Here is a 15,910-nt window from a genome sequence, read left to right as displayed (position 1 = left end):
ATCGGCATTGAACGCAGTGCCGTCCATCAACGATTGAGCCTGCCGATCAGCATGGCGCGCAGCTGGCGCGCCAGGATGGGATCGATCGGCCCCAGCGCCTGTCGCGCCGGTTCGGGGAGATGCGCGCCGGCACGCTCGGCCGGGCCGAACACGTAGTAATCGAACAAGGCGCGCCATGCCTCCTTCTCTGCCACGGGCCGGTCGCGGATGGCCCACAGCGCGTGATACAGCGCCGGCATCGCCGCCGGCAACTGCGCGGGCGCGGTGCTCCACCAGTAGTTGACCAGCACGTTGAAGGGCTGCAGCGACTGCACGTGATGCCACCACATGCTCGGGATGAACAGCGCATCGCCCGGCTCCAGCACGGCGGTACGCGCATGCGGCTGTGCCTGCGCAAATCGCGGGTAGCGCTGCAGGTCGGGATTAGCGATATCCACCATGCTCACCACCTGCCCGCCCGGCGTGGGATCGAGCGGCCCGGGGTAGAGATTGGCCACCTGCTCCGGGGGAAACAGCGTGAAGCGCCGCTGCCCTACCACGCAGCACGCCAGGTTGTTCGGTGCATCGTAATGGCAGGACGCGGTGACGCGATTGCCGATCCAGATGCTGGGCTGCACCTCGATGCCGCTGGCCGCCAGATCCAGATCGTTGTGCGCGCGCAAGCCAGGCAAGCCCTCGTCGACAGGCAGCGAGGCCAGATAGTAGGTGGGCGGTTGCAGGTCATCGCGATGCGCGGCGATCGCATCCAGCAAGCTGCTCAGGCTGCCGCGCTGCACCTCGAAATTCAGCGCGCTGCAGTCCTCGGTGTAGAACGGACGGCCGGCGATTGCCGGCCCGCCATAGGAGTACTGCAAGGCGCGCCCGGTGTCGTGGGCGCGCAGCTGGTGCATCGCCTCGTCCGGACTGCGCAGGCCGGCCTGTACCAGCGACCAATCGCGTGTGACCCCACGCAACACCACCGGCTCGGCCGCCTCGCACAGTGCGGCAAGCGGTAGCGATTCCGGTGTGCAATCGGTGCGCTCGGCGATCGCGCCTGCAACAGCGCCGGGGCTTGCGGGTGCATCCATACGATCAGGCATGGGCAGCGACAGGCGCATTGCGCGCGTGTTGCAGGCGGCGCTGCTTTTCGGCCATCAGGCGGCGCACGTTATGCAGCGATGCCAGCATCAGGAAGGCGCCTTCCAGGTATCCGGCGTGGTGCAGTTGCTGCAGGGGCTGCGCCTCGAGTGCGGCAAGTCGCTCGCGATCGATGGCGAACAGCCCATCCAGGTGGGCGGTATGGGTGGCATCCAGCGCAACATCCAGGCGCACTGGCTGGATCAGGCCCAGGGCATTGAAGGCTGCCGCCATGGCCTGCCCGGCGTCCACGCCTTCGCGAATGCCGCGCAGCACACCGATGATGTGTTCCAGGTACGGGCTGTGGCCGCCCTGCGGCAGGAACACGGCCTCGCCCTCGCTGCGGCTGACGCGTGGGTGCTCCAGGTCGATATGGATCACCGGCTCCTGCACCAGCGCACCGTCGATCCGCTGCTCCTGGAAGCCGATCAGGAATGGTCCCTTGGCGACGATGCCGGGCAGGTAGTTGGCGCTCCAGCGGCCCTCGTGCAGGAACAGGTTCTCGTCCTGGGCAAAGCCCAGCAAGGCCACCGATTGGTAGCCACCGGTGGCGGGGTCCTTGCGGAAGAACAGCGGGTATTCGCGCTGCAGGTCGGCGTACTCGGTCACGAACGCCGGCACCAGCCCGACCGCATCCCCGAATTCGGCACCGAAGCGCAGGACCACGCGCACATCGTGATGGGCCACGTTGTTGAGCACTGCATATCGCGTCATCGACGACTCCCGCAGGCATCCGCGGTGGACGCCTGCACTGAACGATTGGCGTGCCGCCCACTCGCTGCACGCGACAGGCACCGAGCATTGCCAAAAAAACCCGGGCCGGCAAGCGGCAGGGCAGCATGCGCGCCGCACCGGCAGCGCGAATCACCCGGTGCCTGCATGCGCCGCCCGGTCGGGAACACTCACCACATCGATGCGTGCAGACCGCGCGTGCGTGGACGCCGCACGGCAGGCACAGCGGTTGCGCCCGCCACCTTCGGCTGGTGCCTGGACAAGAGCCCCCGCACGCACGATGCGCGAGCGATGCGCGCGCGATGCACGGCCGTCAGCCAGCGACGACCGCGCCATGGGCGCAGCATGTCCAGGGAACATGCCACTCCATGGCGCGTCGGCACCCACCTGACGGTGCGCGCCAGCGCCGTGCCGCCGGCCTAGAAGGCGTAGCGCACGCCCAGCGTGTAACGCGGCTGCTGATCGATCAGGCGGATGATCTGCTTCTCCGAACGCCCGTGCCAGCGCACGTCTTCGCCGGTGAGGTTGATCGCTTCGAAGCCCACCGACAGCTGCTTGCTGAGCGCGTAGCTGACGCTCAGGTCGAACTGCTGGTAAGCCTCCACGTAGTACGGGTTGCGGTTGGAGGCGTCCTGGTTGGCGGCGATCAGGTATTCGTCGCGCCAGTTCCAGGCCAGGCGTGCGCTCCAGCCGTATTTTTCGAACATCAGCATGACGTTGGCGGTATCGCTCAGGCCGAGCAGCGCGAACTGGTCGCGGTCGATGACGTTGTTGTCGAACGCCACATCGCCTTCGACGATGGTGTAGTTGGCGTAGATGCCGAAGCCGCTGCTACCGAAGAAGTACTGTCCCCCCAGTTCCCAGCCGTGGATGTTGGCCTTGTTCTGGTTGATCGGCCGCGAGACATCGAACTGGTAGAGCGGGTCGGCCGCCGTACCGACCAGGTCGTAGGCGTTTTCCAGCGCCAGGCTCTGCGCCGAGCTGCCGTTGTAGGCAGCCAGGCCACCGGTGGCGGCAGCGTTGCGCAACAGCGCAGTGGCTGCGAACAGCGAGGTGTCGTTGGCCGAACAGGCCGCGGCCACGTCGTTGCCGGCGGCGCCGACCTGGGCGGCACACGCGCCGCTTTGCAGGAACGCCAGCGCCGCCTGCGCATCCGGACCCGAGGTGGGATCGGTCAGCCCATACAGGGTTTCGCGCGATACGGTGGTACCGAGGAAGTTGCTGACGCGCTTGTTCCAGAACGTGGCCGACACATAGCTGGCGTCGGCGAAATACCATTCCAGCGCCAGATCGAGGTTGTCCGATTCCAACGGGTCCAGGGTCGGTGTCTGCGAATCGCCACTGGCGCGGTTGGAAGGATTGATCAGGATCGAGCCCGCCGGGGTGTTGGGCGTGGGCCCGGCCAGCAGGTTGTTGTATGGCGCGCGTGCGATGGTCTGGCCGAACGAGGCACGGCCCTTCAGCTGGTCGGTGATGTCGATGCTGAAGTCCAGGTTCGGCAGGATGTAGTTGTAGCTGGTCTTCTCGCTGAAGGGCTGCTGCTCGGTAGAGCGCAGCAACTGGAAGTCGTTGTTGGCCTGCCATTGCAGCGCGACCGGCGTCGCCACCTGCGAGGTGGATTCCACGTCGGTACGCTCATAGCGCAGGCCCAGCCGCGTGTTGGTGGTCATGCCGGAGATATCGCCGGTCAGTTCCAGTTGCACGTAGGCGGCGCGGGTCTTTTCTTCGACCTGGTTGTCGGAGCTGTAGAGCGGGTTGTAGCGCGTGGCCGCGCCGTATTGGCTGCCGCCCCACAATGCCAGCTGGCTGGCGTCGCCGCGCCAGGCGTTGCGGGCAGCGCCGTTGGGATTGAAGTCGTCGAACATGCCGACGATGCTCACCGGCCGCAGCAAGGCCGTCATGCCCGGCTCCCTGCCGGCATTGGCCACGCCCCAATCGCCCAGCGCGGAATAGGTGTCGCTGGTCAGGCGATGCATGGTGGTGTTGGACGAGCTGACGCCGAACTGGAAGCGCCCGTCGTCGAAATCGAACTTGCCGTCCAGGCGACCTTCCTTGGTTTCGGTCACCTGCTTTTGATAATAGATGCGTTGCACCTGCGAGCCGAGATTGTTGGTAGTGAAGTCCGGGTTGACCACGCCATTGGTGCCGGCCAGCGAATCGGCGACGGTGGGATACCAGGTACGTGCGCCGATCGGCAGCGAGTTGTTGAACCACAGCTCCTGCGCCCACTGCCCGCCGCAGGACGGACCGTTGGTGCAATTGTTGGTGCCGGCGAAGCTGAAATAGGTGGCGCTGCCGCCGGTGACCGGATCGTTGGGCAGGCTCTGGGTCTTGGAGTTGTGCGCATCGAAGGTCAACTGGAAGCGCTCGCTCACCTGCCAATCCGCATTGAAGCCGAGCGAGCCGAGCGTGTACTTCTGCTCGTTGCGCTGCTGCTCCATGCCGAAGTCCTTGGCGCCATTGGGCACGTCGCGCAGGTAGACCGGCGTGGCGACCGTCTGGCCGGTATCGAAGGTCAGGTCGGTGAAGCTGTTGGCGCGTTGCAGCCAGATGCCCTGCTCGCCACGTTCTTCGCGGATTTCGTTGGACGAGTAGGTGTAATCCAGGGTCAGGGTGAGGCTGTCGCTGGGAGCGAACTGCATCACCGCCTGGCCGTTCATGCGCTCGCGCTGGAAATCGGCGAACGCATAGCGGATGTCGTTGGGCATGCCGTACAGCTGGCCGATCGCCGGTGCATTGGTGACCACCGTGTCCGGACGCAACGCCGGGTCGGTACCGGTCCAGCGCTGGATGTTCCAGCGATTTTCGGTGGCCTGCACCGAACCGCCGTGGCGCTTCTGGTAGCTGGCGCTCAGGCCGATGCCGAAGGTCTTGTCGGGGTTGGTATAGCTGAAGATGCCCGACACTTCCGGCGTGAGCGAATCGCCGAACGGCTGCGAGCGGTCGGACACCATCTTGGCGCCGGCATTGGCCACCACGCCATCGTGATTGAACGGCTTGTCGGTCTGGATATTGATGGTGGCGCCAATACCGCCGCTGGGCGCGGTGGCGCGGCTGGTCTTGAACACCTCGATGCCGGTGATGGCTTCGGAAGCGAGCTGGGCGAAGTTGAACGCGCGCGTACCCACGTCCACGCCGCCGATCGGGGTCTGGCCGGGCGCGCCGAACGCATCGGCGCCGGGAATCAGCCGGCCGTTGAGGGTGACGGTATTGAACTGCGGGCCGAAGCCGCGCGCGGTGACCTGCGCGCCTTCGCCGTCGCGGCGCTCGATCGAGATGCCGGTGATGCGCTGCAGCGATTCGGCCAGGTTGGTATCGGGGAACTTGCCGATATCCTCGGCACTGATCGCATCCACCACGCCGGCGGCATCGCGCTTGATGCCCATCGATTGGTCGAGGCTGCTGCGGATACCGGTGACGGTGACGGTGTCGAGCGTGGTGGCGGCATCGCTGCTGGACTGCGGCGCGGGCGGCGGCGGAGCGACGTCTTGCGCAAATGCGGGATTGATGACCAACAGGCCACCGACGAAGGTAAACATGGCCTTCGACTTGAAGCTGCTCAACGTACGACGCATCGCTGTGTCCTCGGGAGTGGAGTCCAACCGCCTACGGCCGTTGTCGCGGTGTGCGACACGGCAGAGTCATGACCACCGCCCGATGGCGGTGGCGAACAGTACTGCTCTTCAATAAGGTCCCCTAGCGCGCACGCCGGCAATCGCCCCTTCGATCGCCAACCTGCGTTGTGCGGTGCATCCCTTGCGCAGACAGCGTCGACACCCTGGTGTCGCGAACGCCTGCGCGGCATCTCCTGCACGACGTGTCGGCCAGTGATAGCGCTAACACGTTGTGCAGACTAGTCAGGCGTCGAAGGGCTTGTCACCGTGCGTTGCAGCATAGTGATGGACAGGCATTGTTACAGCCGATACCGCAGTCGCTTGAGTCCGTATACGCCATGTAATGGCGGCGCGGCTGTAAGCGTTATCATCCAATTGCGCCGAAACCGTCGACCAATGCGGTTAAAGTTGCACAATGCATCCACCGCGCCGCAGCCACCCACGGCGACTGCGCAAACCCTGCAGCGCGAGCGCGACGGCGGCACGCGATGCGACGAGGGCGGTGGCAATCCGGCGACGGGCCGCCATCGGACCGCCACCGCCGCAGACACATCTGTGCCACGGCCGCCGCGCCCGAGGCATGACATCGCCAGCACCACCATCGCAATCGATTGGATGCACACCACAGGCAACCCACGCAGTACGTGGCGACGGCTCCTCGCGCCTGCGACAGGATGCAGCGCGTGCGCACGCGACACTCAGCCGATCGCATCCAGCCGGTCGTCGCTCCGATCCGCGTCGGGCAGCGCATGCTCCGGGTCCAGCGTCACGTGCAGCACTTTCTGGGTGGTCGGCAGGGTCAGCGTGGGCGTGGCGTTCTGCAGCCAGGTTTCCACCGGCACGCGGCGGTCCAGGTGGCTGCCGTCGGCCAGGTCCACGCGCACGGTGACCGGCATCACCAGTGGCTGGCGGCTGCGCAGAGTGAGCCGCAGCCCCTTGGCCGGATCCTGGTCGACGTACTGCGCCCGGGTGATGCCCATGTCCAGCTGCCAGTTGTTGAAGTACCAGCCGCGCCACCACCAGCCCAGGTCTTCGCCGCTCTCGCTTTCCATCAGGCGGAAGAAATCCGACGGGGTGGGATGCTTGTAGGCCCAGCTGGCGATGTACTTGCGAAACGCCGGGTCGAAGCGTTCCGGCCCCAGAATCTGTTCGCGCAGCAGCACCAGGCCCAGCGCGCCCTTGAAATAGGTCAGCCGATGACGGTAGGTCTCGCTGGTGGCATCGGCGATGTCCATCAGCGTCGGCGCGCTACGGTCGGCCAGCAACGGCAGGATCTCATCGACCGGATTTCCGCCCTTGGGCGCATATTCCGAATCGCGCTTGGGCGCGTACTCGCCCTTGTTGAAGGCATCCGATGCATAGACATCGATGAAGGTGTTGAAGCCCTCGTCCATGAACGCGTGGCGGCGTTCGTTGGAGCCGACGATCATCGGAAACCAGGTGTGGCCGATCTCGTGCGCAGTGATCCAGAACAGGTCCTTGCCGCCGTCCTCGAAACCATCGAACACGATGCCCGGATATTCCATGCCGGCGCCGTAGCCGCCCAGGTTGATCGCCGCCGGCCACGGGTACGCATACCACTGCGAGAAATGTTCGATCGCGCCCTTGACGTATTCGGTGGAGCGATTCCACTTGTCCGCACCCACCGCTTCCACCGGATACACCGACATCGCCAACGACTGCTTGCCGCCGGGCAGGTCGATGCGTGCGGCATCCCACACGAACGCAGGCGATGCGGCAAACGCCACGTCGCGGGTGTGCTCCATATGGAAGCGCCAGGTACGCGTCCCCGGCCCTGCCGGCGCCGCTGCCGCTGCCGCGACGTCTGCCGGCGTGCGGATCAGCACCGTGCGATCGCTGCCACGCGCCTGCTGCAGCCGCTGTTGCTCGGCGCGGCTGAGTACCTCGGACGGATTGGTCAGCGCACCGGAGCCGACCACCAGGAAACCTGCCGGCACGGTCACCGCATAATCGAAATCGCCATATTCCAGGTAGAACTCCGAGCCCAGGTATGGCTGCGTGTCCCAGCCGCGCAGATCGTCGTAGACGGCCATGCGCGGATACCACTGCGCTACTTCGTAGATCTCGCCCTGCTTGCTGGCGCTGTAGGCGGTGCGCCCGCCCCAGGTACCGGGAATGCGGTAGCGGTAACGGATGTGCAAGGTCAGCGCCTTGCCCTGCCCGGCCAGCGGCTGCGGCAGGTCCACCCGCATGCGGGTGTCGTCGATGAGGAAGTGCGCAGGCTGACGCTTCCCGCCGCTGTCGATCTCCACGCTGGCGATCTGCATGCCGTCGGTGAACTGGGTGCGCCCAGACGGGCGGCTGGCGGCGGCGCGTGCGTCGGCGCGGTAGATGTTCTGATCCAGCTGCAGCCACAACACGCTCAAGGTGTCGGGGCTGTGGTTGGTATAGCGGATCGCGGCCTCGCCGCTGAGCGTGTGGCTGGCCGGGTCGATGCTGGCCTGCAACTGGTAATCGGCACGGTTCTGCCAGAACAGCGGGCCGGGCACACCGCTGCCGCTCCGGTAGGCATTGGGGGCGTCGGGCAATTGCAGCGGCGCGAACAACACCAGTGGATCGAATCTGGCCGATGGCTGCGCAGCAGCGTTCGCGGCCCCTGCACAGGTACAGGTCAGCGACACGGCAACGGCGAGTGCTTGGCGCATGGTGGGGAACATGGCGGGTCCTGCAACGGAGGAATGTCCATGCTACGGGCAATCGCCTCGGCGTCCGTGCCGCCCACGGTCAAACGGGCCGCCATCGACGCGTCCGCAAGGCGCCGCTTGTCGCTGCCAACGCGCGCACTACCCAGCGCACGCCACCGCATTGCGGCCATCACTCCGGGGCCAGAGCACCCAGGCGCAGGGCGCCATCGCCGTCGTCGGCCAATCGATCGTCCGGGTTGCTCAACCGGCAGCGCCGCAGCGACAGACAGCCGCAGCCGATGCAATCGGTCAGCTGGTCGCGCAGGGCCTGCAGCTCGCCGATGCGCGCATCCAGTTGCCCGCGCCAGCGCGCAGACATGCGCGCCCACTCCGCACGCGTGGGCGTACGTTGCTCCGGCAGCACCGAAAATGCCTCCAGCACCTGCTGCAACGGTATGCCCAGCCGCTGCGCGACGCGGATCACCGCGATCCGCCGCAGGACATCGCGCGCGTAGCGCCGCTGGTTGCCGGCGGTGCGCAGGCTGCGGATCAGTCCCTTGCGCTCGTAGAAATGCAACGCCGATACCGCCACGCCGCTGCGCCTGGCCACCTCGCCCACCGACAACTCACGCTGCATTGCCTTGACCTCAACCTTGGTTGAGGCAGGATGCTGCGCGGCCATGACCGATGCAAGCAGCACGGTCCTGGCTGTGCCCACCTGCCCTGGATGTTCGATGCCCACCGATACCGCCCTGCCCGCCGCCGCCCGCCCCCCTTCGTCGCCTGCCTCGATTCTGTCCGCGCCGTATCGTGCGGCGACCCTTGGCATGGTGGCGCTGGTCTCGCTCAATGCCTTCGAATCGCTTGCCGTGGCCGCAGCCATGCCGACGGTGGCGCGCGAATTGAACGGCCTGCCGCTGTACGCGCTGGCGTTCGGCGGCACGCTGGCCACCAGCGTGGTGGGCATGACCGCGGCCGGGCGCTGGAGCGACCGCCACGGCCCCGGCGGCGCGTTGGGCGCCGGACTGCTGTGCTTCGTGATCGGCCTGCTGATCGCCGGCCTGGCGCCGAGCATGCCGCTGTTGATCGCCGGCCGCCTGCTGCAGGGGCTGGGCGCGGGTGCCTATTCGGTGGCGCTGTATGTCCTGGTCGGACGGCTGTATCCGGACCACCTGCGACCGCGGGTGTTCTCGGCATTTTCGGCAGGCTGGGTGGTGCCGTCGTTGATCGGGCCGAGCATCAGCGGCGTGATCATGCAGCACGCCGGCTGGCGCTGGGTGTTCTTGTCGGTCCCGCTGCTGGCGATTCCGGCGGGGCTGATGCTGTGGCCGGCATTGCGCGGGCGCAGCTGGTCCAACCCGACCGCCACCGACTCGAATGCGGTCGTGGGCTGGGCGATCGGGGCGGCGACCGGCGTGCTCGGCGTGTATCTGGGCGGGCAACTGCACGGCATGCAGGCGCCGGCGGCGATGCTGCCGGCGCTGCTGCTCACAGTGTATTGCGCCTGGCATCTGTTGCCGGCCGGCAGCTTGCGGCTGGCCCGCGGCCTGCCCAGCGTGATCGCGCTGCGCGGCATCGCGGCCGCGGCGTTCTTCGGCTTCGAGGCGTTCTTGCCGCTGCTGTTGTCGCGCGAGCGCGGGCTGTCGCCGTTGCTGGCCGGGATCGCGCTGAGCGTGGGTGCGCTGGGCTGGTTCAGTGGCTCGTGGTACCAGGGCCACAGCCGTGCCGGCTGGTCGCGACCGCGCCTGCTGCAGGCCGGGGCTGTGCTGATGATGGTGGGCATCGCGATCGGCGCCGGTGCGGTGTGGCCGGCGTTTCCGGTGCCGGTGGCGATTGCCGGCTGGGCGTTGACCGGGCTGGGTATGGGCTTGCTGTATCCCAGCCTGTCGGTGCTGACCCTATCGCTGTCGCCGCCCGATCGGCAAGGGGCGAACAGTTCGGCGATGCAGTTGAGCGAAGCCATTGCGGTGGCCGGCATGCTGGCGCTGGCCGGCGCGGTGTTCGCCGCGCTGCTGGCATCGGCCACCGCGGCCGCCTATCTGAGCGTATTCGTGCTGGCCTGGTTGCTGGCGGTGGCGAGCTTTGTGGTCGCGCGGCGGGTCTGAGGCGTACGGCATGCGCTGCGACGCGCGTGTCCGCAACGGAGGGGGCGGGAGACTGAAGCCCTGTTGATCGTGGCGTGCGGCTGTCGCCGCCACACTGTCGCCGCCGTTCGATGGGCATCGTTTGCATCGCCTGCATCGTTGCCCCAACGAAAGACCCGACGCGCTGTCTCATGCCGGCCCCGCGTGCGACGCATCGACGGGCATGAGACCGGCGACGACTTTGCCGATCTTGCCGGCATCGCGTCGATCGGCGCGGCGAATGGATCACCACGATCGATTGGTCATTTTTTCGCCACCCATCTTGACAGCCTTGCAGGCCGGGGCCTGCCGGCACTTGTCCACAGCCTTGTGCAACTTCCATCCACAGGGGGTGTGGAAAACCTGCACTGCATCGCACATCCGCACGGACTTGCCAGCGGTTGCGGCGTATGCAATGCACGCCCTCAATCCACGATCACATGCGGCACGAAGCGCGAGGTGTCGCGGGTGATCGGGCCGTCGTCGTCGCGCATGCCCAGCCCGGCCGGGCGATCGGCCACCACCCAGCTGCCCACCAGCGCGTGGCGGCCGTCGAAGACCGGCAGCGGATGGTGCGCCTGCAGGATCGCTGGCCCGTCCGAATACGGCCCGTCGGTCTGCGCGGTCTCGCCCTGTGCGGTCACCACGGAGATATTGGCACCCTCGCGCGACAGCAGCGGCTTGCGCACCCAACCGGCGCTTGCCATTTCGTTTGCCTGCGCGAAACGCGCGGGCAGCAGGTTCGGATGGCCCTGGTGCCGTTCCCACAGCAGCGGCAGGATGCCCTTGTTGCTCAGCACCGATTTCCACGCCGGCTCGATCAGGCGCACGCGGTTGGCGATCAGCGCAGGCCCGAAGCGCTCTTCCATCATGAATTCCAGCGGGTAGAGCTTGAACAGCGTGTGGATCACGCGGTCCTGGTCGTCGGTGAACCAGCCCTCGGCGCTCAGGCCGATGTCTTCGATGGCCACTTCTTCGGTGGCGATGCCCACCTGATGCGCGCAGTCGCGCAGGTAACGCACCGTGGCGCGGTCTTCCAGCGAGTCGCGCACCGCGGAAAAATGCATCTGCGCGCCGACCGCGCCCTCCATCGCCAGCGCACCCAGCGTTTCGCACAGCAGGTCCTGGATCAGGTTGTACTGATCCGTGCCCTTGGGCAGCGCACCGCTGGCGATCTGTTGCTCCAGCCAAAGCCACTGGAAGTACGCCGCTTCGTACAACGAGGTCGGCGTGTCGTAATTGAGCTCGTACAACTTGGCCGGGCCGTCGCCGGCATAGGCCAGGTCCATGCGGCCGTACAGATGCGGGTCGCGGTTGTTCCAGGAGCCGGCAATCCAGTCCCAGTAGAACGCTGGAATGGCCAGCCTGGTCAGCAATTCTTCCGAGCCGACCACCTCGTCCACCAGCTGCATCGCCATGTCATGCAGGTCCTGGGTGGGCGCTTCGATATCGTCTTCGATCTGCCGCAACGAGAACGCGTAGTACGCGCGCTCGTCCCAATACGGCTCGCCGTCGATGGTATGGAAATGGAAGCCGAGCGACTCGGCCTGGGTACGCCAATCCGGGCGCTCGGCGATGGCGATGCGTTGCATCAGCCGCCGAACCCGGAGCTGCGGCCGCCGCTGCCGAACGAACTGCGTGCCGCCGCACTGGAGCCGAAGCCCGAGCGCGACACGGTGATCGCCCGCGTCGGCATGTCGATGGCACCGCTGCGCCCGCGCACGGTGCCGGTGCGATTGCTGGCCAGGTCGCCATTGGGCTTGTAGAAACCGCCACTGCGGTAATCGCGATACAACGGGATCGCGCCGCCGTAGCGATAGCCGCCGCCACCGCTCATATTGCCCAGCGCATAGCCCAGCAGGAACCCGCCCATCGGCGGGATCCAGCTTTGCTGGCCCTGGTTCTGTATCGCGGTGCAACTGCCGAACTGCTCGTCGCATTCGTAACGCGTGTTGAAACGCGGCGCGGTCTGCTGGTGCTTGGCTGCGGCCTCGTCGTAGGCCTTCAGGCATTGCTCGATGCTGCCCTGTTCCTGCTTGATCTGGTAACAGTCCGATGCCGATTGCAGCACCACCCCGGTTTCCGGCTCCGAGCCGCAGCCGGTGGTCAGCGCGGCCGGCAAGGCGGCCATCAGGGTGAGCGTGAGGTTGCGTGATCGCTTCATGGCGCAGGCTCCGTTACGGCGTGATCGCCGCGGCGTTGATCAGGCCAACTGCGATCGACACGCCGGCAGAGAAGATGCCCGCGGCGGCGACGTTGTCGGTGATCTGGCGCGAGATGCGCCCGGCCACCAGGTTGGCCAGCAGATACGCCAGCACCTGGATGCCACACGCCACTGCGCCCCAGATCAGCGCATCGACCAGGCTCACCGAATGGGAAATGGCCGAATGCAGCGGCAGCGCCACGCCGACCAGGTTGCCGGCCAACGCGGTGGCGGCGGCCACATTGCCCTGCCGCAACAAGGTGAAGTCCTTGTGCGGGGTGATCAGGGTCACCAGCACCACCGAGACGATCAGCACGCCCAGGCCGGTGCCGAAGTAGGAAAGAAACGCCAGAAAGCTCTGCAGGTTGATCGGATTCATGAAAGCACCGGTTGAGAGAAGGGCGAGCACAGGCTCAGGTGATGTCCAGATCGGCGACGGTGACATCGATGCCGACCGCGTAGGTAACGCAGAACTCGTTGGGGCCCGAATCCTCGCCGGTCACCAGCAGGAATTCCTCGCGCTGCAGTTCCGGCACGTCGCGGCTGTAGAGCATGGCGTAATGGGTGAGATCGCCATCGCGGCGCGGCGGCTGGTAGCGGTACAGCACTTCGTCGTAGGCGATGGGCGGAATGCGGGCGGTATCGTCGGTGGACTGGGTGGCACGCTGCCAGCGCTTGCCGGCGTAGTCGATCTGCGCCGCACCCAGGTGCGGATGCTGCATCACGAAGTCCTGGAAGGCCTGTTTGCTCGGCGGGTTCACCGTCTCGCAATACACGAACGCCTTCATCGCCTCCAGATCGCCGCCCACGGTGGTGACCTGCAGGAACGCGTCGTCATCCAGGTAGAACCGGTGCAGCGCGTAGCCATCGCCCAGGTCGACGTGGCCGTAGCAGGGGATGCCCTGATTGCCGCCCGGTAGTTCGGCGGTCATGGCGTTCGGCGCCATGCGGTACAGCGTGGTATCGATGGCGACCTGCCCACCCACGCGCAACCCCAACGGCAGCGCATGCCCGATCGCGCCGGTACCGGAGCTGGGCAACGGCGGCGGCTGCGCCTGGCCGAACAACTTGCTGAAAAAACTCATCGTCAGACACCTCGTGGCGATGCGGAAACGGAAGCCGTGGCAGCGCACAGCGTTGGCCATGCGATGGCCTGCGCAGGCAGACGCTGCTCGCTCAGGTAGTACAGCGTGGCGCCGGCAGGCACCGCGGTGCCCGCTGGCGGATTCAGGCGCAGCGCGCCGTCGGGCGCGCGCAGGCCCAGCAACAAGGCGCCGCGTCGGCTGAAATCCGCCGCGACCTGGCTGTAGTCAAGGGGCTGGAGACCGGCCGGCACGGCCAGGCTGAACTGGGTAGGGCCATCGTCCACCGACAGCAGTTCGGCGGTGATCGCCGCGCTGCCCGGGTCCTGCGCCGCGCGGGCCAGGATTTCGGCAGTCATCGGCCGCGTGCATTCGATGGCCGGATAATGATGGTTGACCAGCCGCGCGGCACTGGCCGAATCGAAATGCGCCACCACATGCGCAGCCGGCGCATGCGCCATCAACGCAAACACCGCCGCCAGGGTCTGGTCGTCCGATGGCGGATTGACGATCACCCGCGCCGCGCCGGCGATGCCGGCACGCTGGTACACCTCGGTATGCGTGTACGACTCGGCTGCCACGAAGCGCATATGGTCGGGCATCGGATTTTCGGCGATACCTTCGGCCACCAGCACCACGCCCTCGTCGTCGGTGGCGGTATCGGACAGCAACAGCTCCAGCAGGCGGGCCGAGGCCGCGCCCTGCCAGCCGATCAGGATGGTGTGCCCGCGCAACCCGTCGTAGGCCATCTTGCCCATGTAGTGGCGCCTCCAGAAAGTGATGAGCACCGCGCTGGTCTTGGCCAGCACCGTGGCGAACAGCGCCACCGCGCCCGGCATCAGCACGAATGCGGCGATATAGCGCCCGGCCACCGACCCTGGCGACAGGTCGCCGTAGCCGATGGTGGTGGCGGTGGTCATGTAGTAATACGGAAACGCATCCAGGCCGACGAGCTTGTGCTCGCCAGCCAGTAGCAGCAACACCCAGCTCAGGCCCATGTGCGCCAGCAACGCCAGCGCCACCACACCCCAGCTGACGCGGCGCACGTGGCGCCGCAAGACCCGGAAAAGCTTTCCAACGATGATCATGGCGCGTCCCGTGCCGTGGCGCTGGGTCAGCTGTCGCTGCGCGGAACCTGCTGCACGTCGCGCACCTGGCCGATCAACGGCGCGCTGCCGCCGCTCTCATGGCCCAGCTGCGCAGCCGGCTTCTTGAAGCGGGCCAGCACCGCGGCGGCGTTGGATTCGCCCTCCATCAGGCCGGCGGCAGCCAGACGACGGTTGAGATCGCCGTCGCCGCTGGCGGCCTCGAGCTCTTCGGCCGATTCGATGCGTGCGGAGGTTTCGGCCTGGCGCGCCTTGATGCGTTCCAGCGATTCCAGCGCCGAGCCCATCTTGCTGCTGGCACCGGAATGCCGCGCAGCGATGGCGGCCTGCGCCTTTTGCACCGCATCGGTGGCCTTGACCGTATCGATCTGCTGGCGCATGCCGCGCAGCTGGTTTTCGGTCTTCTGGATGGTGGCCTTGAGCGTGGCCACCGACTGGTCCAGCGCGGTCTTGGACGCCTTGTCGCCGGCGTCCTCGCTTTCCAGCGCGGCCAGCTTCACTGCCACGTCGTGCGCCAGCGCCTCATCGTTCTTGGCCAGGGCGCCTTCGATGTAGCGCGTGTACTCGGCCATCTTGCCGGCGCGCGCGTCGATCTTCTGCTGGGCGAGCTTGCTCTGCGCCATCAGCTTGGTCAGCTCTTCGCGCGAGCGGGTGAGCTGGGCGCCGGCATCGCGCATTTCCTGGTCGAGGATGCGCAATGCATTGGCATCGACGGCCTTCTGGCCGGTTTCATGTGCAGTCCCACGCAGCAGCGTGATCAGCTTGGAAAAAATACTCATGACAACGCCTTATGAAAAGAACGGCTTGAGAGATTCGGCGGCGTCCAGCGTGTTGGCCGCCAGGGTCTGGATTTCCTCGTCGATCTGGTCGAGCGTGGACGAGGCCGACAGCTCGCCGAACACCACGTAGCTGTCCTTGCCGTCGACCTGGACCAGGCCCAGGTTGGAGAGCGGATTGAGCGGATTGAGCCGCAGGCAGGCATCGTTGAATGCGGCGCGGTCGTTGACCTGGTCGGCATGCGCCAGCAGCGTGGAGACGAAGATCTGCGACCCGGATGCGGCCACCTGGATCTGCATGTCGCCGTGGTCGGCCAGGGTGAGGTTGATGGCCGGCTCCAGCCCGTCGATCAGTTCGACCTCGATCGGCTGGCCGCGGTAGCGCTCGGCCAGCAGGCCGTGCAGTTCGACAGTGGTGTACTGCGTCATACGAAGTCCTGTCCTTTGGAAACGGTGGTCAAGCGATGGGCGGACATACTACAGACTGTCTGCGATCGGCAGAAAGGGCAGCAC

At 66.6% G+C, this 15,910-nt stretch carries 13 protein-coding genes; 1 reads left to right on the top strand and 12 read right to left on the bottom strand.

Translation table 11 applies throughout. The annotated features are described in order from the left end of the window. Positions 1–26: 26 nt before the first annotated feature. From XcodCFBP4690_RS14440 to soxR, 5 genes are all read right to left on the bottom strand, one after another. On the bottom strand, positions 27–1,067 hold the full coding sequence (locus tag XcodCFBP4690_RS14440; RefSeq protein ID WP_104541926.1) for a cupin-like domain-containing protein: 1,041 nt from the start codon (positions 1,065–1,067) through the stop codon (positions 27–29). 4 nt (positions 1,068–1,071) lie between these two features. Then, positions 1,072–1,830, bottom strand: a complete 759-nt coding sequence (locus tag XcodCFBP4690_RS14435; RefSeq protein WP_104541830.1) for a SapC family protein — start codon at positions 1,828–1,830, stop codon at positions 1,072–1,074. 437 nt (positions 1,831–2,267) lie between these two features. Further along, entirely contained in the window at positions 2,268–5,423 is a 3,156-nt protein-coding gene (locus XcodCFBP4690_RS14430; RefSeq protein WP_167394630.1) for a TonB-dependent receptor, read from the bottom strand. Positions 5,424–6,160: 737 nt separating this feature from the next. Next, positions 6,161–8,140, bottom strand: coding sequence for a M1 family metallopeptidase (locus XcodCFBP4690_RS14425; RefSeq protein ID WP_146091906.1), 1,980 nt, complete (start codon positions 8,138–8,140; stop codon positions 6,161–6,163). A gap of 157 nt (positions 8,141–8,297) precedes the next feature. Next, positions 8,298–8,744: a redox-sensitive transcriptional activator SoxR gene (soxR, locus tag XcodCFBP4690_RS14420; RefSeq protein ID WP_104541918.1), complete on the bottom strand. Its 447-nt coding sequence runs from the start codon at positions 8,742–8,744 to the stop codon at positions 8,298–8,300. A gap of 97 nt (positions 8,745–8,841) precedes the next feature. Here soxR and XcodCFBP4690_RS14415 point away from each other — a divergent pair, with 97 nt between their 5' ends. After that, positions 8,842–10,212 carry an MFS transporter gene (locus XcodCFBP4690_RS14415; protein WP_104541920.1) on the top strand — a complete coding sequence of 457 codons (1,371 nt, stop codon included), beginning with the start codon at positions 8,842–8,844 and terminating at the stop codon, positions 10,210–10,212. A 443-nt stretch (positions 10,213–10,655) separates the two neighbouring features. On the opposite strand, the gene XcodCFBP4690_RS14410 is transcribed toward XcodCFBP4690_RS14415, so the two are convergent. The 7 genes from XcodCFBP4690_RS14410 to XcodCFBP4690_RS14380 are packed head-to-tail and all read right to left on the bottom strand — an operon-like array spanning position 10,656 to position 15,826. Further along, on the bottom strand, positions 10,656–11,822 hold the full coding sequence (locus tag XcodCFBP4690_RS14410) for a glutathionylspermidine synthase family protein (RefSeq protein WP_104541828.1): 1,167 nt from the start codon (positions 11,820–11,822) through the stop codon (positions 10,656–10,658). Continuing rightward, positions 11,822–12,394 (bottom strand): DUF1190 domain-containing protein, encoded by a 573-nt coding sequence (locus tag XcodCFBP4690_RS14405; RefSeq protein ID WP_104541826.1) that lies wholly within the window; start codon positions 12,392–12,394, stop codon positions 11,822–11,824. Before XcodCFBP4690_RS14405 ends, XcodCFBP4690_RS14410 begins: the two co-directional genes overlap by 1 nt. Before the next feature lie 13 nt (positions 12,395–12,407). Then, positions 12,408–12,812 (bottom strand): DUF350 domain-containing protein, encoded by a 405-nt coding sequence (locus XcodCFBP4690_RS14400; protein WP_104541824.1) that lies wholly within the window; start codon positions 12,810–12,812, stop codon positions 12,408–12,410. Positions 12,813–12,846: 34 nt separating this feature from the next. Further along, complete coding sequence (locus XcodCFBP4690_RS14395; RefSeq protein WP_208622750.1) at positions 12,847–13,524, bottom strand: YjfK family protein; 678 nt, start codon at positions 13,522–13,524, stop codon at positions 12,847–12,849. Further along, entirely contained in the window at positions 13,521–14,603 is a 1,083-nt protein-coding gene (locus XcodCFBP4690_RS14390) for a potassium channel family protein (RefSeq protein WP_104541820.1), read from the bottom strand. The genes XcodCFBP4690_RS14395 and XcodCFBP4690_RS14390 overlap by 4 nt, the downstream gene beginning before the upstream one ends. Positions 14,604–14,629: 26 nt before the next feature. Further along, complete coding sequence (locus XcodCFBP4690_RS14385) at positions 14,630–15,400, bottom strand: PspA/IM30 family protein (RefSeq protein ID WP_104541818.1); 771 nt, start codon at positions 15,398–15,400, stop codon at positions 14,630–14,632. Positions 15,401–15,409: 9 nt separating this feature from the next. Next, positions 15,410–15,826 (bottom strand): YjfI family protein, encoded by a 417-nt coding sequence (locus XcodCFBP4690_RS14380; protein ID WP_104541816.1) that lies wholly within the window; start codon positions 15,824–15,826, stop codon positions 15,410–15,412. Positions 15,827–15,910: the final 84 nt, after the last annotated feature.

The organism is Xanthomonas codiaei (assembly GCF_002939785.1).
GTDB classification, from domain to species: Bacteria; Pseudomonadota; Gammaproteobacteria; order Xanthomonadales; family Xanthomonadaceae; genus Xanthomonas; species Xanthomonas codiaei.
The sequence above is the reverse complement of the archived record's forward strand: the minus strand, read 5'-3'. Positions and strand labels throughout refer to the sequence as shown.